Raw genomic sequence first — 22,497 nt, 5'->3', positions numbered from 1 at the left:
GGTCTGCCCACTTAGGCTGGGGCGTATGACGACAGTGACCTACCTCGGCCCGGCGGGCACCTTCACCGAACAAGCCATGCTGGATATGGCCGCCACCGGAGGTATACCCGGCGGTGTTGCCGAACTCACCGCCATCGCCGTGGACAGCCCCGTCGCCGCCCTGGCCGCAGTGCGCACCGGGGAGGCCGATTACGCATGCGTGGCCATCGAAAGCAGCGTCGACGGGCCCGTCACCTCCACCTTCGACGCACTCACCGAAGGCCCCGAGCTGCAGATCTACCGCGAAACCGAGGTTGGGGTGTCGTTCTCTATCCTCATCGGCACCGGAATTAAGCAGGAATCGGTACGCACCCTCGCCGCCCACTCCGTGGCCTACCCCCAGGTCAAGGACTGGGTGACGCGGCATCTGCCCGGTGTGGACGTCATTTTCGCCCCCTCGAATGCAGCAGCCGCCCATATGGTCGCCGACGGCACCACCGATGCATGTGTGGCTACCGCCCGCGCCGGCGAACTGCTGGGACTCACCAGCCTTGCCGACGGGGTCGCCGACGTACGCGGCGCCCAAACCCGATTCATCCTGGTCGGCGCCCCCGGCCCGCTACCCGAACCCACCGGCAAAGACCGCACCGGAGTCTCCTTCACCCTGCCCAACCAGCCCGGCACACTGCTCGGCGCAATGAACGAATTCGCGGTACGTGGGGTGAACCTCTCCCGGGTGGAATCGCGGCCCACCAGAGAAACTATGGGCTCGTACCGTTTTCACCTCGACATCATCGGCCACCTGGCCGAAACTCCAGTGTGGGGAGCGGTGGCCGCATTGCACCGCAATTCGGAGAACCTACGCTTCCTTGGGTCGTGGCCGGCCTGCCGCCTATCGGCAGCCGACACGCCCCCGCCAGATATTTCTGAATCCGTGGCCTGGGTAAACGGCCTATACGAGGGACGACGGTAATGACTACATACGCCGGCGCGGACCGGCTGATCCTGATCCGACACGGACAAACCCACGCCAATATCGCCAAGATGCTCGACACCGCCTTGCCGGGAGCACCGCTGACCGACTCCGGGGTCATCCAGGCCCGCCGGCTGGGCACCACACTCCTGGACTACGGGACGCCGCTGCAGACCCTGGTCACCTCCCAGGCGCTGCGGGCCCGACAGACCGGTGTGGGGGCGGTGGCGACCATGCACCACCACGGTCGGCCCGATATTCACCTCAGGCACACCGCGGACCTGCAGGAAGTATCCGCCGGTGAGCTGGAGGGCCGCACCGATATCGACGCCCACCGTGACTTCCTGCGCCTATTCCAACAGTGGACACATGGCGAGCCCGAGGAGCCGGCCCCGGGTGGGGAATCCGGCCAGGACGTACTGGATCGCTACCTCGCCGCCCTGCAGAAATTGCTTGCCGACGATGCGGTTGTCGCGCCGGGCGGAACCCTGGCCGTGGTCACCCACGGCGCCGCGATGCGCCTGGTCGGCCAGCACCTAGGTGGGGTTGATGGTGATTTTGTGGTGCTGAACCGGATGCCGAATACGGGGCGAATCGTGCTGCAGCGTGCCAAGGCTGACGCCGCCGAACCAGTGGGCTACGGCAGCTGGAAGGTCACCAGTTGGGGTGAGACCCACGGCGATATTCCGGTGCTCGGCTTGGGATAAAACCTGCGGCTACGACTGGCTGGTGGCTAGCCGTAGCCCAGCCGATCCAGGTCTTCTTCCTCCATGCCGAAAAGGTGCCCCACCTCGTGCAATAGGGTTACCCGGATCTGTTCGACCAGGTCGTCTTCGTCCCGGGCGACGCGTTGAATCACCGACCGGTACAAGGTGATCACATCGGGCGGGTTGAACTCCCCGGCCACCCGTTTTGTCATTGGCACGCCCTCGTAGAGGCCCATCAGGGTTGGTGTGTGCGGGTTGACCTCTTCGACCATGATGACGGTATTGCGCATATGCGAGAAGAAGCGCTGCGGAATCTCGTCGATCGCCTCGTCGACAAGCTCATCGAAACGTTCTTTGCTGACCGTCACCATGATTGCCTCCTTGGGGCGTGCTGACTAATTACGGCGGGGGCCGCGTGGTGGTTGGGGCGTCGGCGGGGCACCATCAATGGTGAATTCTTCACGCACCGAACCCTGCAGGGTGGAAAAAGTGGAATCGCCAGCATCCTTCGTCAGCCAGCAGGTGGTGCTGTACGACCCAGACCGCCAGGACTGCTCACTCACCGTCAACCAGAACGGGATGAGGGTGGAGTTATACAGTGCGTCATCGCCGATATCGCCGCCACCGAGGTAATTCACCGCGGCGCTGGTGCATTCCTCACTGAGGTACTCATTTTGGGCCTGCTCATCGGGCGGGTTATCACCGAATTGGGCGCGCAGGTCGACGACCCCAACGGATTCAAAAAGGTGCGGGTCGCCACAATTGGCGCTGATCAGGGAGCCGCGCTCATCAGTGCTGACACATAACCCGGCGGCGTAGACCACAGCCTGGTCAATTTTTCGCGCTGGGCCAATGAGCTTGATGACATCACCGTCATCGTCGAGGCGCTGAATCCCGCATAACATGGTGCGGTCCCCGGACTCCCAGGCTTTCTGCGGAGGCAGCATCGGGGCAATCGACAAAATGCCCGATGGGTCGAACCGGCCGTCGAGGTACCGGGTCGTGGCCTCGGCGCAGACCTCATCACGCAACTGAATGACCTGCTCCGCATCAGGCTGCGGGGAGTTCTTGGGGAACATCGATTTCGTCAGGTCCAGTGTGGACAGGTCCACCCGCTTCGACACCTCATAGCGGTGTGGGCGCTCACAGTCGACAATGGAGAAATCCGTGGTTTCCCCTTGCTTTTTGACCTCCCAGTTGAGGCATTGCCCCACCTCGGCGGCGGTGAACGGGTCCGTGGCCGCGGTGGGGGTGGACTCTACTGCGCTCGGGGTCGGTGCCGGGGAGTTCACCCCGAGCAGATCCGCGCCGCCGGTAGCCGCAGTGATCCCGCCGCCAATAAGCATGGCAGCACTCACCGCGCGCAGGCCCCAGCCGCCGCGTAATCCATTGGAGTATCGACCCGAGTTGTTCATCGACGCCCATTGTGCCCCATAGTCCACGTCTGCTGGCAGTAGGTGGCTCCGGTACACTGCCGCGGCATGACATGGTCCGATTTCGGCCTGCTGATGTTCATCAATTTCGTCGGCATGGCCTCACCCGGCCCGGACCTGGTGTTAGTGCTGCGCTTGGCGGCGCGTTCACGTCGGCACGCCCTGGCCGCAGTCATGGGCATTGTCACCTCATTGGTGCTGTGGATCAGTCTCACTGTGTTCGGGCTCGCCGCGGTGCTCGCCGCCCAACCGGCCCTTTTTGGGGTTATCTCTGTTCTGGGGGCCAGCTACTTGGCGTGGGCAGGTTATTCAGCCCTGCGCGCGGGTATTACGGGGGTGCGGGAACTCTCCGCCGGGGCCACGCCGGTGGTGGGCAGCGCCGCCGTCGGAAAGCTGGGCAGTGCTTACCGACGTGGTTTGCTCACCAACCTGTCCAACCCGAAAGCCCTGGTCTACTTCATTGCCGTGATCGGCCCGATACTGCCCTCCGCGCCGCCACTATGGCTGCAGTTCGGGTTGATTGCCGCGCTGTTGGGTTCGGCGCTGGTGTGGTTCAGTGCGATAGCGCTGACGGTGTCGACGGAACGAATGCGGCGGCAGATGCTGCGCGCGGGCCCGTGGTTCGACATTGTCGCTGGTGTGGTCTTTATTGTGTTCTCGCTGGCATTGCTGGTGGAGGTTGCGCACACCATTACCAGTCACGTTGTCGCCTAGCGCTGCCGAACGGGTCAGCGGGCAGGTAACCTGACGAACGTGATTGATCTGAAATTCCTGCGCGAGAACCCCGATATCGTCCGCGATTCCCAGCGGACCCGTGGCGAAGACCCCGAACTGGTCGACCAGCTCCTCGACGCCGACGTGCGCCGACGCGAGGCTATTTCGACTGCCGACTCGCTGCGCGCTGAGCATAAAGGCTTCGGTAAGAAGATTGGCCAGGCCAGCAAGGAGGACCGGCCAGCTCTGCTGGAAGAAGCCAAAAAGCTTTCCGACAAGGTCAAGGCCGCTGAGGCCGAGCAGCGCGAAGCTGATGAGCGGGTCGCCGAGTTGCAGATGCAGCTTGGCAATATCGTCGCAGGCGCCCCTGCAGGCGGCGAGGATGATTTCGAAGTCCTCGAACATGTCGGTGAGATCCCGGACTTCGATTTTGAGCCCAAGGACCACCTGGAACTCGGCGAGAAGCTGGGCCTTATTGATATGGAGCGCGGCGCGAAGGTGTCCGGCTCCCGTTTTTATTTCCTCACCGGCGCTGGTGCCTTGCTGCAGCTCGGCATGCTGCAGTTGGCCTCGCAGAAGGCCGCCGCCAATGGTTTCACGCTCATGGTGCCGCCGGTTCTGGTGCGCCCCGAGACTATGGCGGGCACCGGCTTCTTAGGTGCGCATTCCGACGAGATTTACTACCTGCCCGAGGATGACCTGTACCTGGTCGGCACCTCGGAGGTGGCCCTGGCCGGTTACCACTCCGATGAGATCATTGACCTTGCCGATGGGCCGAAGCGCTATGCCGGGTGGTCCTCCTGCTTCCGCCGTGAGGCCGGTTCTTATGGCAAGGACACTCGCGGTATTTTGCGGGTGCACCAGTTCGACAAGCTGGAGATGTTCTCCTACTGCAAGCCGGAGGACGCTGTCGCCGAGCATCAGAAGCTGCTCGATATGGAGCGTGAGATGCTGGCCGCGGTGGAGGTGCCGTACCGCATTATCGACGTTGCCGGCGGGGATCTTGGTTCCTCGGCGGCCCGCAAATTCGACACTGAGGCCTGGGTTCCGGCCCAGAAGACCTACCGGGAATTGACCTCAACGTCGAACTGCACCACCTTCCAGGCCCGGCGTTTGAAGATCCGGTACCGCGATGACAACGGTAAGTCCCAGTTCTGCGCCACCCTTAATGGCACTTTGGCAACAACTCGCTGGTTGGTGGCGATTTTGGAGAATCACCAGCAGGCGGATGGTTCCGTGGTGGTACCCGAGGCGCTGCGCCCGTTTGTGGGCCGTGACGTACTCGAGCCGGTGAAATAAGCACACACCCACAAAGACGTTTTGGTGGCAAGCGTAATAAGCTATTGCTGAACCCTATTCGTCACTGTTGAGTGCACGCCATCGAGGAGAAACGCATGAAATCGACGCCGGCTGGTTTTCGCCGCCATTATGGGTTTGTCGTGCCCACGAGCTTCAACCCCACTCCGCACCCCAAGGAGAAGGGCGATTGGTTCTATCTCGGCATTATTCGTCTCGCCCGCCGGTATATGCAGGCCCAAGGCCTCGAAATAACCGTGGAGGGCGCAGAGAACTACCCCAGCAATGGTGGCGCGATGATTGTCGTCAACCACACCGGGTACTTCGATTTCGTCTACGCCGGAATCCCGGCCTACCTCAACGGCGGCCGCCTGGTGCGTTTTATGGCCAAGACGGAGATCTTCGAGAACAAGATCGCTGGCCCCTTAATGCGCAAGATGAAGCATATTCCCGTCGACCGGCACGCCGGTGCGGACTCAATGAAGATCGCTATTGAGCGGCTGCGCCTGGGCCAGTTGGTGGGGATCTTCCCCGAGGCCACGATTTCTCGTTCCTTCGAGCTGAAGGACTTCAAAACCGGTGCTGCCCGCATCGCCCGGGATGCCGGTGTGCCGCTGATCCCGGTGACTATTTTTGGTTCCCAGCGGGTGTGGACCAAGGGCGGGAAGAAGCACCTGGGTCGCTGCCCGGTGCCGGTGTGGATCCGCGTCGGTGAGGCCATTGCGCCGGGCTCGGATGCGGTGGAGTCCACCAAGCAGCTGCACAGCGCTATGGAAGCCCAGTATGACCAGCTCAAGCAGGACTATATTGAGCGCTACGGCGCTTTTGAGCCCGGCCTGGAGTGGATGCCGCAGCGCCTGGGTGGTTCCGCGCCCACGAAGGAACTCGCCGATCAGCAGGACGCTGAAGAGCGGGAACGTAAACGCCTTGCTCGTGAAGAGAAGAAGGCCAAGCTGGCGCAGAAAAAATCACGCAAGAAGTAGGTTCGCCATAGCCCCCACGGTCACATCCAGCCCCCGGCAAGCGCCGCTATTCGTCGCAACGGATATTGACGGCACCTTGCTCGATTCCCGTGATCGCGTGCGGCCCCGGGTGCGGTCGGTGATCGCCCGGATGATCCGCTCGGGGGTGCCGCTGGCGCTGGCCACGGGCCGTCCCGCCCGCTGGATGAGCCCGGTGCTGGAGCAATTGCCGGTCGCACCGATGTGCGTGTGCAGCAATGGTGCGGTGGTGTACGACGCCAGCACTGATTCTGTGGTGTCGCATACCTGCCTGACCCCGCAGGTTTTGCATGAGGTGGTGCTGCGCGCCCGCGCGGAGATGGTCCGTCAGGGGCACCCGGAGGTGGGTATCGCCGTGGAACGGCCGGGGGTTAGTGGTTCGGACCCGATTCATGAGCTTTTTGTGGTCACGGAGTCCTACTATCACGCGTGGGATTCCAATGAACACGGTGTGAGCAGTGAAGATGATGTTCTGGGGGAGCAGGCAACGAAGCTGTTGCTGTCGCACCCGGGGTGGACATCAGCTGAGCTTTACGACGTTGTCGCCCCGGCGATCCCCCAGGAATTAGCGCATGTGACTTTTTCGGTCCCGGATGGCTTATTGGAGGTCTCCGCGCCTGGGGTGACTAAGTGCCACGGTTTGGTGGATCTGGCTGAGCAGGTGGGTGCTGGGCCTGCCGACGTGGTGTGCTTCGGGGATATGCCGAACGATATTGAGATGCTGCGGTGGGCCGGTCTTGGTGTAGCTATGGGCAATGCCCGACCCGAGGTGCAGGCCAGTGCCGACGAAGTTACCGCCAGCAATGATGAGGACGGTATCGCCGAGATTCTGGAGCGTTGGTTCTAGCTTCTCGGCACGCCGACATGTTTCATGTCCATCCAGCCGTTATCGTTTACGGCGTGAACAACGACAACGCTGCCCCTACCGCACCCTCTGGAACCTACGACCTGATTGTTGTCGGGTCTGGGTTTTTCGGACTGACCGTCGCTGAGCGTATCGCCACTGAGTTGGGTAAGCGTGTCCTCGTCGTCGAGCGCCGCCACCACTTGGGCGGCAATGCGTACTCTGAGGCTGAGCCAGAAACCGGCATTGAGGTGCATAAGTACGGTGCGCACCTGTTCCACACCTCCAATAAGCGGGTGTGGGATTACGTCAATAAATTCACCGATTTCACTGATTACCAGCACCGCGTGTTCGCCATGCACGGTGGCCAGGCCTACCAGTTCCCGATGGGGCTGGGCCTTATTGCTCAGTTCTTCGGCAAGTACTACTCCCCGGACGAGGCCCGCGCACTGATCGCCGAGCAGTCCAGCGAGATTGACTCCGAAGACGCCCAGAACTTGGAAGAAAAGGCCATCTCGTTAATTGGTCGCCCGCTGTATGAGGCGTTTATTCGCGACTACACCGCTAAGCAGTGGCAGACCGACCCGAAGAACCTGCCTGCGGGCAATATCACCCGCCTGCCGGTGCGGTACAGCTTCAATAACCGTTATTTCAACGACACCTACGAGGGCCTCCCGGTCGACGGTTATACCGCTTGGCTGGAGAATATGGCTGCCGATGAGCGTATCGACGTGGTGCTCAATACGGACTGGTTCGAGGTACGCGATGAACTGCGTGCCTCCTCCCCGGATGCCCCGGTTGTTTATACCGGCCCGCTGGACCGCTACTTCGACTACGCCGAAGGCAAGTTGGGTTGGCGCACCCTGGACTTTGAGACCGAGGTGCTTAGCACTGGTGATTTCCAGGGCACCCCGGTGATGAACTACAACGATGCCGAGTACCCCTACACCCGTATTCACGAGTTCCGGCACTTCCATCCTGAGCGGAAGAATTACCCGACTGACAAGACCGTGATCATGAAGGAGTACTCGCGCTTCGCTGACGACACCGACGAGCCGTATTACCCGATCAACACCCCGGAAGACCGGGAGATGCTGACTCGCTACCGCGAACGCGCCGCCGCCGAGGCTGCGGAGAATAAGGTCCTCTTCGGTGGTCGCCTGGGTACTTACCAGTACCTTGATATGCATATGGCTATCGCTAGTGCTCTGATGATGGTCGACAATAAGCTCATGCCGTTCTTCACCGACGGTGTTGCCCTCGAGCAGGAGCGGGGCCACTAATCGTGTCAGCCATTGAGGTGTCGGCCCGTCGGAGCCCAGGGACGTGGGCCTGGGCACTGGTTGCGTTATTCGTGCCGCTGCATATTTTCGCCTGGCTTGGTCGTGCAGCCGGTGATGATTTCGCTGCCGTGATTGTTGGCTCGCGAGTGATTCACGACGGGTACCCCGAGCTGCTGTACAGCATGGATCCCGTCAACTTCGCTCGTATTGACGCTTCCGACGAGTGGGTCGATGCCGCAGAGGCAGTGGGGGCTACGAACGTCTTTATTCACCCCTACGTCTATAACCCGCTGATTGCCAAACTCACCGCGCCGCTGACGGGCAGCCATGATTTCCAGTGGTTCTTGACCTGGAACTTGGTGCTGATCACGCTTGGCATCGTTGCCATGGTGTGGGGCTCGGTAGAGCTCGTACGCCAGGCCACCAATATCGACCTTTGGCGCCCCGACGTTGTCGCTGCCCTGCTGGCTGCTTTGTCGCTGTGTGAGCCGATCCGCTTGGGAATCTGGCTCGGCCAGAACTCCGCCATTATCGGTGGTTGCGCCATCCTCGGTATTGCCTTGGCCCGCAAACACCCTGCTATTGCAGGGGCGCTTATCGCCATCGCGGCGACCATTAAATTAACGCCATTGGCGCTGGTGGTGGTGCTGCTGGTGTTCCGTAAAACACGGCTAGCAGGCGTGTGGGCTGCCGGCTGGACTGCAGTATGCGGCCTGGCCACCTACTTCATCTCAGGCCATGAACTGATCAGCCTGTGGATCGGCCGCCTGCGTTTTATTTCCGAGGGCATCGTTCTCGAGCCCGTCAACCAGTCCTTTAGCGCTGTGCTCGGTCGGTTTGCCTTCGGTGAACGGGCTCAAATCCCCGGCTTGCCGTTATTTGAGGTACCGGCCTGGACGGGGGCGGTGGCGCTGGCTGCTGGTTGGCTGGTGATCTGTGTGGCATTGGCGGTGTCGCTCACCGCACCGAAGCAGGCGCGCTACCCGGTTCTCATCATCGCAGCACTGATGTGGCCATTAATCTTTGCCAGCATCGCATGGTCGCACTATATGGCCCTGGTGCTTCCGGCTGTGCTGCTGTACACCACAGTGGCGTGGCACTTGCCGCAACCCCAGCGCAAACCGGCTTTGGTGTTGCCGATTCTGATTGGGGTATTACTCCTGACCCGTGTTGCCTTCTCCGTTACCGACCAGCGGTTGCCGTCGGGCACCATGTTTGAGGTCCCCGAGGCCAGCTTCTTTGCCGTCGTGTTGGCCTACCTCGGCCTGTTCTTAGTCCCCATGCTGATGAAGCGGGCGGGGTTACCGGCGGGTACCCAGCGCCCTGGGCACGGCCGACACCGCGCCGCCGCTGAGCCGACTACTCGTCGCCGGAGTCGAGCGGGTCAAGTAAACGATCGGATACCGACGCGATACAACCCTCCGCGTTAGGCGGCACATCGCCCCACACATCCATCTGGAATTGTGCTGCCTCGCCGGCCCGGACAGTTGGGCCCATCCCGTGGGCCAGCCCCTGGGCGGTATTGGTTTCCGGGTCCGCTCCGCACAGCACGGTGGTCTCGGACTTGATATACAGACGTGGTCCCGGATTGGCCATGGACCCGGTCGCACCGGGCTTGTCCTCATTGAACCGGAAACCGGTGAAAATAGCGTCGGCAGGCAACTGCGGAGGGTGCGACCGGCCACTGAGCGAGACCCAAAATTCAGGGTCTGCGTCCCGCAGCTCATCAGGCAGGGGTACCGGTGGTTCAGAGATGACCATCGTCTCCCCGGGGTAGATAGCGGTGTGCCAGGTGGCGCGCAGCGGGATCTGGGCAAGAACACGCTCCCCCTGGCGCACATAAATCACGCCCTTAATGGAAATAGGCGACGACGAGGTATTTTTTGTCACAAATGCCACGCCCATCCGGCCGTCATCTTTGACAAAAATCGGATCCGTAATGCTGGCGATCGGATTGCCGGCAGCATCGCGGATTTTATGGTTCAGGTCCCAGTCCTCAGCATTGGGCGTCGACAATGCCGCCGCCGGAGGCTGCGCTGTGTCCTCCGCAAAAGCCAGCTTGCCGACGAGGATGCCGCCGGTACCAAGCAGCCCGGCCACGGCCGCAGTCGCAATAATTGCGCGCGTCGTAGTGCCGTTGTTCCTTAAATTGCGGCTCCGCCGGGAATAATTGACCATGACAAGCAGGATACTGAACTGTTCGTGCGAAACGCGCGCTGAGAGGACATCGTGACTCCGACCCATTCCGCCACCCCGGTACGTCGTACTGGTCTCCGCAGCGGGTTGCTCTACAGTGGCGCTGCCATTGGGCTGCTGATGCTGTGTTGGTGGGTTGTGGTGCGCAATTTCGATCCGGCAGTCATCACCCCGGCCCCGTCGGATAACCCGCTGAACTTCCATAACCCCGAGCGCACCTCGGATTATTTCAGCATCTTCGGGCTGCCGATGGACTTCCAGGTCTACTACTTCGCCGGTAAGGCAGTTATCACCGGCCAGCCGGTGTACGACTACTCCTTCTTCGTCAGCAACTTCAATACCTACTGGTTGCTGCCATTTACCTACCCGCCCTTCGCCGCAGCGTTCATGGGGGTCTTCGCCAAGATGCCGGTGGTCGCCGCCGCAGCGGTGTGGCAGGTGGCTTCGTTGCTGGTATTCGCCCTGGTAATCGCCGCGACGCTGGTGCGCAGCAAGTACCGCCCGGGCCTGGCTATGGCGGGTTTCGTGGTGCTGATCCTGATCTCTTCATTTGGCACCGCCCCGGTGCGCTCCGGTTTCTTCTGGGGCCAGGTCAATATGATTGTGATGGCCCTGGTGGCGGTGGATTTCCTGCGCACCGAACGCTGGTCAACGATCCGCTCCCGCGGCTGGGTCGATGACCATCTGCTGGCCGGTGTGGGAGTCGGCATCGCCGCTGGCATCAAGGTATATCCGGCCTTCTTCGGGATCGTGTTCCTGCTCCAACGCCGGTGGCGTGCTGCCGTGGTTTCTGGTGTCACCTTCTTCATCACGGTTCTCATTGGCGCCCTGGCGGTACCGAATACCTGGGACTACTGGGTCAACACCATGTCGGACACCACCCGCTACGGCGGCCTGCAAAACGTGACCTCACAGTCGATTAATCTCATTCTGATCCGCGAGTTCGGCATCGAGTCCACAGCGCTGTGGGCGGCGGCATTTATCGTCGTCACGCTGCTGGCCGCAGCCACGGCACGACTGCAACTCCAGCGCGGCCAGCGCGTTGGAGCGCTGTGCGTTATTGGTATGGCAGCCTGCCTGGTTTCACCATTTTCCTGGCACCACTATTACCTATGGGTGGTGCCGCTGGTGATCATCGCCGCTGTAGCAGTGCTGCGCGCGGCTGAGCAGCAGGTGCCAACACTGGCATTGCCCTTAGTTGGTGTGGTCGTGCCGCTAATAGCTGCGGCCGCCCTGTGGCCCTATGTGTCCATCGTGATGGGCGCACCTTTTGATATCTACGCCCAGACCAGCGCCGATTCGCCATTAGTGCGTTCGACATGGGTGGGGTGGACGCTGCTGATGCTGATCTCCGCGGCGGTAGTGGAATACGCCGTGCGCGTCGGCAAGCCCAATGCTGAGCCGGTGGTGAGCGAGCAATCCGGCGTGGAACCCGTGTCCGGAACCGATGATGTCCACCCTGGGCACTACTATCCGGATGAGACGGTGTCGGCGCCGCGGCCCACTCACGATGTGGCCGAGCAGCCGCGCCCGCACTGATATACCCACTAGGACGGAGGCCCCGTGAGCTCAGCATCAGCTCCGGCCGCTAACACCAGCCGCCGACTGCAGCGCATTCTTCTGCCGAAGCTGGGCGAGCCCCGCGATGTGCGCTCGCTCTACCTCGTCGAGCCGGATACCAACACCGCCCGCGTGCGCGTCACCTCGCGCACCTCAGCGGAGATCGCGGCCGGCGACGAGGTCAGTTTCGAGACCTACTTCAATGCTTTCCCGGCGTCGTATTGGCGCCGCTGGTCGCAACTGGATGCCGTGGTGCTGCACCTGGAGCTGACCGGCACTGCCCGAATCGATGTGTATCGCTCCAAGATTGACGGCGCCCGGATTGCGGTAACCGGGCAGCTCGCCGGTGGCCCCGGTAGTGGCGACGGGATGCACAGCACCGATATTGAGATCCCGCTGTCGGCTTTTGAAGACGGTGGCTGGATCTGGTTCGACCTGACCTGTGAAACGGACGTCGTGGTGCACTCGGCGGCGTGGTACGCCCCAGTTGATGCTGGCGACCAGGTCCACCCGGACGGGACTGTGCAGCCGGCCCCCCAGGGCCGTGTCACGGTGGGCATCCCGACGTTCAACCGGCCTGCCGACGCAGTCGCCGCCCTTGCCGCACTGGCCAGTGACCCCGAGGTCGATGGCATTATCGACGCGATCCTCATGCCGGACCAGGGCACCAAGCACCCGGCCGATGAGCCTGGTTTTGCAGCCTTGGCGGAGCATTTCGGGGACCGGTTGCGGATCTTTACGCAGGGCAACCTGGGCGGCTCTGGTGGTTATTCACGCATTATGTTCGAGGCCCTCGGCGGGCCCGACGGTGACCCGAACCGCGCTACGGACAGCCCGTTTGTGCTGTATATGGACGACGATATCGCCATTGAGCCGGACTCGATTCTGCGTGCGGTGGCCGCTGGTCGCTACGCCAAGCAACCCATGCTGATCGGCGGCCAGATGCTGAACCTGCAGGAACGTTCGCATCTGCACTCTATGGGCGAGGTTGTGAACCGCGCCGATTTCATGTGGACCTCGGCCCCGCATGTGCATTACGACCATGATTTCCACGCCCACCCGCTGCGCGACCGTGGTGCACACGGCACTAACCCGGCCGGGGAGACCATTGACTCCCGGGACCTGCACCGGCGCATTGATGTCGATTACAACGGCTGGTGGATGTGCCTCATCCCGCGGGTGGTGGCCGAAACTATCGGCCAGCCGCTGCCCCTATTTATTAAGTGGGATGACGCCGAATATGGCCTGCGGGCGGGCAATGCGGGTTTTCCCACCGCCACCTGGCCGGGTATCGCCATCTGGCATATGGCCTGGTCGGATAAGGATGATGCCATTGACTGGCAGGCCTATTTCCACCTGCGCAACCGTTTGATCGTCGCCGCCTTGCAACACGACGGCGCTATCTCCGGGTTGCTGGCTTCGATGCGCAAGGCCACGCATAAGCATCTGTTGTGCCTGGAGTACTCCACGGTGGCGATCCAGAACGAGGCGATGCGCGATTTCCTGGCCGGCCCGGATAATCTTTTCGACATTCTCGAGTCGGCGTTGCCGAAGGTTGCGGGGATGCGGAAGGAGTTCTCCGACGCGGTGGTGCTGCCTAGTGCCGCTGAGTTGCCGGCCCCGTCGGGTATCCCGGGGGTGCCGATTAAGGATATCGGTGGCCGTTTGGCGAAGGTGAAGAAGGCAGTGTGGTTAGCCAAGGGGCTGGCCCATAGTGCCCGCCCTGCTGACCCGACCCACCATGAGGTGCCGCAGGCCAATCTCGCCCCGATTGAGGCTCGGTGGTTCTCCTTGTCCCGGGTCGATGGGGTGACTGTGACCACGGCCGATGGTCGTGGTGTGGTCTACCGGCGCCGGGATCGGGAACAAGCCGCTGAGCTTGCCAAGGAGTCGAAGCAGCTGCGCCGTGAGGTTGAGCAGCGTTTCGATGAGATGCGCCGTCGCTACCGCGCGGCGTTACCAGAGCTAACCAGCCGTGAAAGGTGGGCCGATGTCTTCGACAATCAAGGGTGATCCCTTCCACGAATCCGATGTCCTGGTGGCGATCCAGCAGGCGCTTACCGACGTTCCGGGCGTGCTGCCGGGTGCGCGGGCAATGAGCCTGTTCGGTGAGCACGCCGCGGGGTGGTTGCTGACTACTGGCATTGGGTGGGCAGTCACCAGCGGGGAGGACCGGCAGAAGTGGGGCAGCGCGGGAGTTGCCGTTTTCGGTTCGCATGCCGCTTCGGTGGTGCTCAAGCGCATTGTGCGTCGGCCGCGCCCGCATGACCCCCGGATCGTTATTGGTGTTGCAACGCCGAGTACGTTGAGTTTTCCGTCCTCCCATGCGACGTCGACGACGGCGGCGTTGGTAGCGATTTCGCGCATCACCGGCTCGCGGGCGCCTTTGCTGGGCGTGCCGGCGATCATGGTGTCCCGGTTGGTGTTGGGCGTGCATTATCCGACCGATGTTGCCGCCGGTGCTGCGTTGGGTATTGCCAGCGCGGCGATCGCCGAGAATATCCGCACTCGATAGAAGAGGCTTCCAGTGACCACGCATGACAATCAGGATGGGCTTGCTCTTGGCTCGGAGCCGCATACCTACGGCATTGATGAGCCGGTGCATCCCCAGGGCCATCCGCCGCGCAATCTGCTCGACGGCATGATGAAGGCGCTGCGCCCGAAGCAGTGGACGAAGAATGCGCTGGTAATCGCGGCGCCGTTGGCTGCTGGTGCGGATACGTTGGCCAATGGCCGCACGCTTGCCGACGTCGGCATCGCCTTCGTTGTGTTCTGTTTGGCGGCTTCGTCGATTTATCTCATTAATGATGCCCGTGATGTGGAGTCTGACCGCGCGCATCCGACGAAGCGCTACCGGCCGATCGCTGCTGGTGTGTTGCCGGTGGCGTTGGCGTATGTGATGGCTGTGGCGCTTATTGTGTTGGCGCTGGGGCTGTCCTTCCTGGCGTCTTCGGGCCCGGGGTTGGCGATTGTTGCCGCGGTTTATATCGTGCTGCAGCTGGGTTACTGCTTCGGTTGGAAGCACCAGCCGGTGATTGATATTGCCCTGGTCAGCTCTGGTTTTATGCTGCGCGCTATGGCCGGTGGTGTCGCCGCGGCGATCGTGTTGTCGCAGTGGTTCTTGTTGGTCGCTGCTTTTGGTTCGTTGTTTATGGCTGCGGGTAAGCGGTATGCCGAGTTGTTGCTGGCGGAGCGCACCGGTAAGCAGATTCGGCGTTCGCTGCGGGGGTACACCGCTACGTATTTGCGTTTCGTGTGGACGTTGTCGGCGACTGCTGTGGTGCTTGCCTATGCCCTGTGGGGCTTTGAGATGGCGCGGAGCGCCAGCGAGGCTGCGCGGGTGTGGTACCAGGTGTCGATGGTGCCGTTTACGGTCGCGATTTTGCGGTATGCCGCAGATGTTGATCGTGGTGATGCGGGTAGTCCTGATGAGATTGCGTTGCGGGACCGGCCGCTGCAGGCGTTGGCGGTGTTGTGGTTGATCAGTATTGCGGTGGCGGTCTATGTGGTGCCGTCGCTGGGCCTGTAGGTACCGAAATATCGCTGGTGTGCTGCCGTGCACCCCTGAAATGAGGGAGAAAGTTTTGCCGGAAATAATTGATTGACTGTCACATTTTGTGACGATTCGGTAACGTAGCGGTTCGAAGAACCGATAGCTCTGATGAACGGTGCCGTGCTGGGTTGTTGTCCAGCATGGCCCTTATATCGAGAAGTACTGCTCAACCGACGCCAGTCCACGGTTGAACGACAAGCTTTAGGAGAAATATGAACGCCAGCGCCATCTTCCGCGGTGGGAAATCGAGGGTCTTTGCCGCGATCCTTGCCCTCGCAGTTGTTGCAGGGGTCTTGACCGCGAGCATGCAGCAGGCGGAAGCCTCGCCAAATCGTTCGCACCTGCGCCCTGGCTGTGTGTTCGACGCCTACCAGTACTGGGTGCAGATCTGTCAGGTGTACTCGCCGGCGATGGACACCAATATTCCGGTGCAGATCGTCCCCTCCCGTGATGGTGGCAATAAGGCTCTGTACCTGCTTGATGGTCTGCGTGCGCCGCTGGGTTACTCGGATTGGACCTGGGAAGGTAACGCTCCGAAGGTCTTTGAGGACTCCAACCTCAATATTGTGATGCCCGCCGGCGGCACCGCTTCGTTCTGGACCGACTGGAATAATCCTTCGCGTACCATCGATGGTCGCCAGTTCAACTACAAGTTCGAGACCTTCCTGACCCAGGAACTGCCGAACTACCTCAGCCAGCACTTCGGTGTTTCCCCGACGGGTAACTCCATCGGTGGTCTGTCCATGGGTGCTTCCGCCGCCCTGTCGCTGGCCTACAACCACCCGGATAAGTTCAGCCAGTCGCTGGCGTTCTCCGGTTACCTGCACACCACTGCACCGGGTATGTCCGCCGCGATTGCTGCTTCCCAGGCTGATGCTGGTGGCTACAACTCGATGGATATGTGGGGCGTGCCGGGCTCCCCGGAGCGAGTCCGCAATGACCCGTTCCTCAATATTGACAAGCTGAAGAATGTTGGCGATGTCTACATCTCCTCGGCTACCGGTGTTCCGGACAATGTGGCCCAGCCGGAGATTCTTTACAGCCTGCCCGGCATGGTTCCCGGTATCGGTCTGGAAGCTTTCTCCCGTGCCTCCACCCTTGAGTTTGAGCGCGCCGCTCGTGCCCAGGGTCTGGACTTCACGGTGAATTACTCGCCCACCGGCATCCACGTGTGGCAGCTGTGGGAGCGCAACCTGTGGGATGTGAAGAAGCGTGTCCTGGACTGGCACGGCGCCTGGTAATACCGGCTGACGCCCGCGTCTCAAAGCGGCCTGGAGATTGTCTCCAGGCCGCTTTTGTGTGTGGAATTTATGGGTGGAAAAGGTGGCGGTGAGGGCTGACTTTTCCGCACAAAAACCTTAAAGTTAAACTTAAGCCTTAATTCTTCCGCGAGTCTCCGCGGATTTAGGGCACCGTGCCTGTAGACACGAAGTTGTTACACCGGCATCCGCGTCTGCGTTCGCTGTTTTCCGGGGGAGGGGAACCCCCGGACACACCGCGGCGGAAGCCCGGCTATCGGCGCATTGCTATGCCCCGTTGGCCGCCACCGCTACTAATCAAGCAAAGGATCGCCACCAGATGAGTCAGACTGCTCCCCGTATGTCGGCAGGTCGCCGCCTGCTGGCCGCCGCGCTGGCGCTTCCCCTTTCCGCAGGCCTCGCGGTTACTACGGTGGCTGCCCCTGCGGCCGCTCAGCCGCAGTTGCCCGGGTCGTCGGAATGGACTCCGCAGCCGCAGCCCGATCAGGAACGTTCCCCTATCCGAGAGACCAACCAGGTCCTCGAAGGACTGCCAGAAGGCGTCAGCGTCGAGAAGGTCCAGTGGCTCACCGAACGCCACGTCAAGCTCTTTATCAATTCCGCGGTCATGACCGACCACCCGATCGCCGTGGAACTGATGCTGCCGCGCGACTGGTACCGCTCCCCGGACCGGACATTCCCGACCGTCTGGCACCTCGATGGCATGCGCGCCCGCGAGGACTTCTCCGGCTGGAGCACCGAAACCACCATCGGCCAGTTCTACAGCGATAAGAACGTCATGGTGGTCATGCCCGTCGGCGGGCAGGCGTCCTTCTACACCGACTGGGACCAGCCGAATAAGGATGGTCACTACATGTGGGAGACCTTCCTCATCAACGAGATGATCCCGGTGCTGCGCGAAGGCTGGCGCGCCAATGGTGACCGCGCCATTACCGGCCTGTCCATGGGCGGCACCGCGGCGGTCAATATTGCCGAACACCACCCGGACCTGTTCCGTTTCGTCGCTAGCTTCTCCGGTTACCTCGACACGACCTCACCGGGTATGCCTGCCGCTATTGCGTCGGCAGTAGCGGAAACCGGTGGCTATGACGCCGGCAAGATGTGGGGCCCGCCGGGTTCGCAGCGTTGGGTCGATAATGACCCCAAGCTTGGTATCGAGGCGCTGCGCGGCATGAGCGTCTACGTTTCGGCTGGCAACGGCAATACCGGCCAGTGGGATGAACCATCAACCTACGACCCGAACCTGCCCGCCAATACCGCTGGTTGGGGCTTAGAGCTGCTTTCCCGGATGACCACGGAGACCTTCGTCCAGGAAGCTCGGCGTGCCGACGTTGATGTCACCGTGCAATTCCGCGAGTCCGGCACCCACACCTGGCCGTACTGGCAGTTTGAGACCACCCAGGCCTGGGCCCAGATCGCTGACGCCCTCAATCTCGGCCCCGGGGACCGCGGCGTGACCTGCACCGTGAAGGGCGCGATCGAGCAGAAGGTAGCCAGCTTCGAGGGACTGGGCAACTGCCTGTCCGATGAATACCCCATCGGTGATGGCGGCGTGGCCCAGGACTTCACCAATGGTCGCGCATACTGGCACCCCAATACCGGCGCCCACTTGCTCTACGGCCGGATCGGTGCCCGCTACGCCGAACTTGGCGGCCCGAACTCTGTGCTGGGCTTCCCGACGAGTTCTGAGCTGGGCACCCCCGATGGTGTCGGCCGCTTCGTCACCTTCGAACACGGCTCCATCTACTGGACCCCGAAGCTGGATGCGCACCTGGTGCTTGGTGATTTCCTCAACGTCTGGGGCGATAATAAGTGGGAGCTCGGACCGCTGGGCTACCCGACCTCGGATCGGCGAGAGGTCGCCGGTGGCGAAATCCAGGAATTTGAAAAGGGTGTGATCACCCGCGTCAACGACGGCGCTCCGTATGCAGTGTTCGGCAAGATTGGTGAGCACTACCGTGAGCTCGGCGGCCCCGAGGGTGACCTGGGGCATCCGATCGGCAAGCCCGAGGGTCTGACCCAGGGCGGTGTGCTGCAGCGCTTCGAACACGGCATCATCTACTGGCACCCCGCCACCGGTGCGCATTCGGTTCCCAAGGGAGACATCTTCGACCACTGGGGCAAGTCCGGCTGGGAAACCGGCCCCTTCGGCTACCCCGTCAGTGATCAGAAGCAGATCCCGTCCGGTGGCCTGGAGCAGGAGTTCCAGGGCGGCTGGATTCGCCAGATCAACGGAAATATCCAGGAGGAGCGTCGATGAGGCGCAGTGCACTGTCCCAGCGTCGGGCAGCAGTGGTTGCCGCCATGGTGGTCACTGGTCTGAGCGTGTCTGCCTGTGGTGGCGCGACCGTGGAGGACTCGGAAGTCACCGACACCGAAATCGTCACCACGACGTCGACCACGACGAAGAAAAAGGACGATAAGGACAAAAAGACTGAGGCTGACTCCACCCGCCCGTCGAAGACCAAGGCCGGTGACCCGCCGATCCCGGACCCCGGCCCGACGCGGATTGATGAAGCCCCGGATAATCGGATGCCGCTGACCGAAGCCGATGAGGATTACCTGTTGGCAATCACCGACTTCGGTGTCGATATCTCCGGCACCGAGGACCAGTTGATTGCCGCCGGGCACGCCCACTGCAATGGCACCGAATCCGATAAGGCCATCGTCGATGCCGCTGCTGGGCAGCTCGTTGCCCAGGGCCGCACCGAGAAAAAGCCCGAAGAAGTCTCGGCAGTAATTGCTAAGTCTGCGGATAAGGCGTACTGCTAAACGACATGCGCGCCCTGTATAAAGCGATCGTCATTATCGCCGTCCTCGCCCTCCTCGTCGCTATTGGCGTCGGGGTAGGGCGGTGGATGGGTACGTCGTCGACCCCCATCGCCGACGATGATTGCCCTGCTATCGAGGTTATTTCCACCCCGGGCACCGGTGAATCGAATTCCAATGACGATCCGCTTACCCCGGCGGCGAACCCGGGCGCGCTGCTGCTCAACGTCACCAAGCCGCTCCAGGACTCCTACACCCCAGAGCAGGTCAAGGTCTACACCGTGCCGTATGTGGCGCAGCTGCGAAACCCCAAGGCGCAGCACGAACGCACCTACGATGAGTCCCAGGCCGAGGGCCGGGCGCGACTCGAAGAGGAAATGCGCGCCACCAATGCGGTCTGCCCGAATACGCGCTTTATCCTGATGGGCTTCTCCCAGGGCGCGGTGATTACCGGTGATGTTGCCGCCGCTATCGGCCAGAATAAGGGCGCTGTGGCCCCGGACCGGGTTGCTGGTGTAGCAGTTGTTGCCGATCCGCGCCGCGTGCCGGATCAGGGGCAGCAGCCCTCGGTGCCGGTGGCAGGTGTGGGCCTTGAGGTTGCGCTATTGCCGCATAGCCCCGCCGTGCAGCAGCTGATGCCAGGTACCGCCATGCGCGGTGCCCGTGAGGGCGGTTTCGGTGAGATCAATGATCGAGTGCAGGAAATCTGCGCGCCGAATGACATTGTCTGCGATGCCCCACCAAATATTGATGGGGTGGCGCGCGCCCTGGACTACATCGGCTCAGACCAGGTGCATGGCGCCTATGGCGGCAATCCGGCGGTCTTCCCTGGCACGACGACCACCCAGTGGCTCATTGATTGGTCGCGGGGTCTTATTGACCAGGCGTTGGCGCAATAGTGCGGCCTGGCAATGCTGCTGGTCGCCCGTAACCGGGCGAAGCGGCGTTGACACGCGCGGACATAACGTTCTGTATCAAAACCTTTACCTACGGTATCGTCACCTCAGATCATCGACGCGGCCCTCGTCGCCCGAACTGAACCGGAGGCACCATGGATCTGAAAATGGCGATGAACCAGTTCATCGGCCCCGATGGGGCACTCAATTTCCCGCCAACAATGTCTATCCCCAGCCTGGCAGAGATGGTGTTCCAACTCGCCACAATGGCCGGCAATGTCGACGGCACCCAGCTGGACTACCTCGACTTCTCCAGCAGCCGAGACGGGGAAGTGCGCTCTTTCACGCGCGCTGAAGTCAATACCCGCATCAAGGCCGTCGCCGCGCGCCTACAGCAGGTATCCGAACCAGGCCAGCGCGTCGCGCTGCTGATGGGCAATAGCCCCGAGTACCTATTCGGTTTCCTCGGCGCCCAGTACGCCCACCTGGTGTCCATGCCGCTCTACGACCCCACCGAGCCCGCCCACGGCGACCACCTCGTTGCCGTGCTTGATGCCGCCACCCCGGAACTGGTCCTCACCGATAAGCGCTCCGCTTCTTCGGTGCGTGCCCTGTTCAAAGACAAGCCGCAGGCCGAACGCCCCCGCGTCATCGTCGTTGATGCACTGCCGGACACCCTGGCTGCTGATTGGGTATCCGGGGAACAGGACCCCAAATACGCCACCCAACTCGGCGATGAGGCCTTCCTGCTGTTTACCTCCGGTTCGTCACGCACCCCGGAAGGCGTGCGGATCACCTCCGGATCGATGCTGTCCAATGTTTTCCAGATCTTCAGCGCAGCCCAGCTGCAAACCCCATTGCGCATGGTGACCTGGCTGCCGCTGCACCACAATATGGGCATCATTCTCGGCGCCTTCGTCACCGCCCTGGGCTTGCCGTTCTCCCTGATGAGCCCGCGCGATTTCATCCAGCACCCGGAACGTTGGGTGGAGCAGCTCTCGGCGCGCAATGACGAAGAGAACGTCTACACCGTGGTGCCGAATTTCGCCCTCGAGCTGGCCAACCGCTACGCGGTGCCGGAACCGGGATCGGATATCGACATGTCCCGCCTGGCTGGCGTCGTCGTCGGCTCCGAACCGGTCACGGAAAAAGCCACCCGCGAGTTCTACGAAAACTTCGCCCCCTTCGGCCTGCCCCGCAACGTGATCCGGCCTTCCTATGGCCTGACCGAGGCGACGCTGCTGGTCACCACCCCACAGACCGAACAGCGCCCGCGGATTACCTGGGTGGACCGGGACAGCCTCAATGCCGGTACCCCCACTGTTGTCGACGCTGGCTCTGCCGACGCTGTGCCGTTGACCGGCCTCGGCCAGGCAGCCGGCAAACAGAACGTCATCGCCGTCGACCCGGAAACCCGCACCGAGGTTGCCGACGGCACCGTCGGCGAGTTCTGGGTCCACGGCCCCAATATTCCGATGGGCTACCTCACCGACGCCGAGGCCTCCCAGCGCGTATTCGGCAATAAACTAGCCGCCACCCGCGGCGAGGACACGCGCGCTGCCGGGGTGCCCGAGGACGCCGAGTGGATGGCCACCGGCGACCTGGGTGTGTTTATCGATAATGAACTGCATATCACCGGCCGCATCAAGGACCTGGTGATTATTGCTGGTCGGAACCACTACCCGCAGGACATTGAGCACACCGCCGAGTCCGCCACCGAACAGATCACCGGTTCGGCTGTTGCTGCCTTCGCGGTGCCGACGGGTACGCCACTGCCCGACGGCGCAAAGGCCACCGGCGAGTCCGAGCAGCTCATCATTATTGGTGAGCGTGACCCCCGCCGCGACCCGGCCGATGATGCCGCAGCAGTCGATGCCATCCGGGCGAAAGTCTCCGCCGCGCATGGCATCACCGCCGCCGACGTTCGGATCGTCGCTAATGACGCTATTCCGAGGTCTTCGGCCGGTAAGATCGCACGACGGGTAGCCCAGCAGGCATACCTCGACGGGGCCTTCACCGCGGAGGCCTAAAGCG

Annotated in this window: 20 protein-coding genes; 17 read left to right on the top strand and 3 right to left on the bottom strand. The window is 62.1% G+C overall.

The window, feature by feature from the left end; all coding sequences use genetic code 11:
• Positions 1–25 precede the first annotated feature (25 nt).
• Positions 26–952 carry a prephenate dehydratase gene (pheA, locus tag KRX51_RS09190; protein ID WP_218362833.1) on the top strand — a complete coding sequence of 309 codons (927 nt, stop codon included), beginning with the start codon at positions 26–28 and terminating at the stop codon, positions 950–952.
• Positions 952–1,659, top strand: a complete 708-nt coding sequence (locus KRX51_RS09185; RefSeq protein ID WP_218362832.1) for a histidine phosphatase family protein — start codon at positions 952–954, stop codon at positions 1,657–1,659. Before pheA ends, KRX51_RS09185 begins: the two co-directional genes overlap by 1 nt.
• 26 nt (positions 1,660–1,685) lie before the next feature.
• Here the strand turns inward: KRX51_RS09185 and KRX51_RS09180 are convergent, their stop codons facing one another.
• Positions 1,686–2,030, bottom strand: a complete 345-nt coding sequence (locus tag KRX51_RS09180) for a metallopeptidase family protein (protein ID WP_218362831.1) — start codon at positions 2,028–2,030, stop codon at positions 1,686–1,688.
• A 24-nt stretch (positions 2,031–2,054) separates the two neighbouring features.
• Positions 2,055–3,074, bottom strand: a complete 1,020-nt coding sequence (locus KRX51_RS09175; RefSeq protein WP_218362830.1) for a septum formation family protein — start codon at positions 3,072–3,074, stop codon at positions 2,055–2,057.
• Between the two features lie 66 nt (positions 3,075–3,140).
• Between KRX51_RS09175 and KRX51_RS09170 the strand changes: the two genes are divergently transcribed.
• The 6 genes from KRX51_RS09170 to KRX51_RS09145 all read left to right on the top strand — a co-directional run bounded on the left by KRX51_RS09170 (position 3,141) and on the right by KRX51_RS09145 (position 9,660).
• A complete protein-coding gene (locus KRX51_RS09170; RefSeq protein ID WP_218362829.1) occupies positions 3,141–3,806 on the top strand; it encodes a LysE family translocator in 666 nt (221 codons plus the stop codon).
• 39 nt (positions 3,807–3,845) lie between these two features.
• Positions 3,846–5,105 (top strand): serine--tRNA ligase, encoded by a 1,260-nt coding sequence (serS, locus tag KRX51_RS09165; RefSeq protein ID WP_218362828.1) that lies wholly within the window; start codon positions 3,846–3,848, stop codon positions 5,103–5,105.
• 95 nt (positions 5,106–5,200) lie between these two features.
• Complete coding sequence (locus KRX51_RS09160) at positions 5,201–6,085, top strand: 1-acyl-sn-glycerol-3-phosphate acyltransferase (RefSeq protein ID WP_218362827.1); 885 nt, start codon at positions 5,201–5,203, stop codon at positions 6,083–6,085.
• Between the two features lie 7 nt (positions 6,086–6,092).
• Positions 6,093–6,950, top strand: coding sequence for an HAD family hydrolase (locus tag KRX51_RS09155; protein ID WP_218362882.1), 858 nt, complete (start codon positions 6,093–6,095; stop codon positions 6,948–6,950).
• 53 nt (positions 6,951–7,003) lie between these two features.
• Complete coding sequence (glf, locus tag KRX51_RS09150) at positions 7,004–8,230, top strand: UDP-galactopyranose mutase (RefSeq protein ID WP_370625082.1); 1,227 nt, start codon at positions 7,004–7,006, stop codon at positions 8,228–8,230.
• Positions 8,231–8,232: 2 nt separating this feature from the next.
• A complete protein-coding gene (locus KRX51_RS09145; RefSeq protein WP_218362825.1) occupies positions 8,233–9,660 on the top strand; it encodes a glycosyltransferase family 87 protein in 1,428 nt (475 codons plus the stop codon).
• On the opposite strand, the gene KRX51_RS09140 is transcribed toward KRX51_RS09145, so the two are convergent.
• Positions 9,590–10,408 carry a hypothetical protein gene (locus tag KRX51_RS09140; RefSeq protein ID WP_218362824.1) on the bottom strand — a complete coding sequence of 273 codons (819 nt, stop codon included), beginning with the start codon at positions 10,406–10,408 and terminating at the stop codon, positions 9,590–9,592. The two genes, KRX51_RS09145 and KRX51_RS09140, sit on opposite strands and share 71 nt — an antisense overlap.
• Positions 10,409–10,459: 51 nt before the next feature.
• On the opposite strand from KRX51_RS09140, the gene KRX51_RS09135 reads away from it, so the two are divergent.
• From KRX51_RS09135 to KRX51_RS09095, 9 genes are all read left to right on the top strand, one after another.
• Positions 10,460–11,965, top strand: coding sequence for a glycosyltransferase 87 family protein (locus KRX51_RS09135; RefSeq protein WP_218362823.1), 1,506 nt, complete (start codon positions 10,460–10,462; stop codon positions 11,963–11,965).
• A gap of 24 nt (positions 11,966–11,989) precedes the next feature.
• Positions 11,990–13,999, top strand: a complete 2,010-nt coding sequence (locus tag KRX51_RS09130; RefSeq protein ID WP_218362822.1) for a glycosyltransferase — start codon at positions 11,990–11,992, stop codon at positions 13,997–13,999.
• A complete protein-coding gene (locus KRX51_RS09125) occupies positions 13,977–14,501 on the top strand; it encodes a phosphatase PAP2 family protein (RefSeq protein WP_218362821.1) in 525 nt (174 codons plus the stop codon). Before KRX51_RS09130 ends, KRX51_RS09125 begins: the two co-directional genes overlap by 23 nt.
• A gap of 12 nt (positions 14,502–14,513) precedes the next feature.
• The gene (locus tag KRX51_RS09120; protein WP_218362820.1) at positions 14,514–15,515 is read left to right on the top strand and encodes a decaprenyl-phosphate phosphoribosyltransferase; all 1,002 of its coding nucleotides are present in this window, start codon (positions 14,514–14,516) and stop codon (positions 15,513–15,515) included.
• Between the two features lie 236 nt (positions 15,516–15,751).
• Positions 15,752–16,780, top strand: coding sequence for an alpha/beta hydrolase family protein (locus KRX51_RS09115; RefSeq protein WP_218362819.1), 1,029 nt, complete (start codon positions 15,752–15,754; stop codon positions 16,778–16,780).
• A gap of 337 nt (positions 16,781–17,117) precedes the next feature.
• Complete coding sequence (locus tag KRX51_RS09110; protein ID WP_218362818.1) at positions 17,118–19,058, top strand: alpha/beta hydrolase-fold protein; 1,941 nt, start codon at positions 17,118–17,120, stop codon at positions 19,056–19,058.
• Positions 19,055–19,570, top strand: coding sequence for a DUF732 domain-containing protein (locus tag KRX51_RS09105; protein ID WP_218362817.1), 516 nt, complete (start codon positions 19,055–19,057; stop codon positions 19,568–19,570). Before KRX51_RS09110 ends, KRX51_RS09105 begins: the two co-directional genes overlap by 4 nt.
• A gap of 5 nt (positions 19,571–19,575) precedes the next feature.
• Positions 19,576–20,466: a cutinase family protein gene (locus tag KRX51_RS09100; protein WP_370625081.1), complete on the top strand. Its 891-nt coding sequence runs from the start codon at positions 19,576–19,578 to the stop codon at positions 20,464–20,466.
• 152 nt (positions 20,467–20,618) lie between these two features.
• Entirely contained in the window at positions 20,619–22,493 is a 1,875-nt protein-coding gene (locus tag KRX51_RS09095) for an AMP-binding protein (protein WP_218362816.1), read from the top strand.
• The last annotated feature ends 4 nt before the right edge of the window (positions 22,494–22,497 follow it).

It is taken from the genome of Corynebacterium sp. TAE3-ERU12 (assembly GCF_019209905.1).
Lineage (GTDB): Bacteria > Actinomycetota > Actinomycetes > Mycobacteriales > Mycobacteriaceae > Corynebacterium.
Note: the sequence above shows the minus strand (reverse complement) of the source record. Positions and strands in the feature narration are given on the sequence as shown.

Excerpts from the sequence above, each read along its gene's own strand:
- KRX51_RS09110 (WP_218362818.1), top strand. The coding sequence starts at position 17,118 with ATGAGTCAGACTGCTCCCCGTATGTCGGCAGGTCGCCGCCTGCTGGCC.
- KRX51_RS09170 (WP_218362829.1), top strand. The coding sequence starts at position 3,141 with ATGACATGGTCCGATTTCGGCCTGCTGATGTTCATCAATTTCGTCGGC.
- KRX51_RS09100 (WP_370625081.1), top strand. The coding sequence starts at position 19,576 with ATGCGCGCCCTGTATAAAGCGATCGTCATTATCGCCGTCCTCGCCCTC.
- KRX51_RS09105 (WP_218362817.1), top strand. The coding sequence starts at position 19,055 with ATGAGGCGCAGTGCACTGTCCCAGCGTCGGGCAGCAGTGGTTGCCGCC.
- KRX51_RS09115 (WP_218362819.1), top strand. The coding sequence starts at position 15,752 with ATGAACGCCAGCGCCATCTTCCGCGGTGGGAAATCGAGGGTCTTTGCC.
- KRX51_RS09140 (WP_218362824.1), bottom strand. The coding sequence starts at position 10,408 with ATGGTCAATTATTCCCGGCGGAGCCGCAATTTAAGGAACAACGGCACT.
- KRX51_RS09175 (WP_218362830.1), bottom strand. The coding sequence starts at position 3,074 with ATGAACAACTCGGGTCGATACTCCAATGGATTACGCGGCGGCTGGGGC.
- pheA (WP_218362833.1), top strand. The coding sequence starts at position 26 with ATGACGACAGTGACCTACCTCGGCCCGGCGGGCACCTTCACCGAACAA.
- KRX51_RS09125 (WP_218362821.1), top strand. The coding sequence starts at position 13,977 with ATGTCTTCGACAATCAAGGGTGATCCCTTCCACGAATCCGATGTCCTG.
- KRX51_RS09160 (WP_218362827.1), top strand. The coding sequence starts at position 5,201 with ATGAAATCGACGCCGGCTGGTTTTCGCCGCCATTATGGGTTTGTCGTG.
- KRX51_RS09095 (WP_218362816.1), top strand. The coding sequence starts at position 20,619 with ATGGATCTGAAAATGGCGATGAACCAGTTCATCGGCCCCGATGGGGCA.
- KRX51_RS09185 (WP_218362832.1), top strand. The coding sequence starts at position 952 with ATGACTACATACGCCGGCGCGGACCGGCTGATCCTGATCCGACACGGA.
- KRX51_RS09180 (WP_218362831.1), bottom strand. The coding sequence starts at position 2,030 with ATGGTGACGGTCAGCAAAGAACGTTTCGATGAGCTTGTCGACGAGGCG.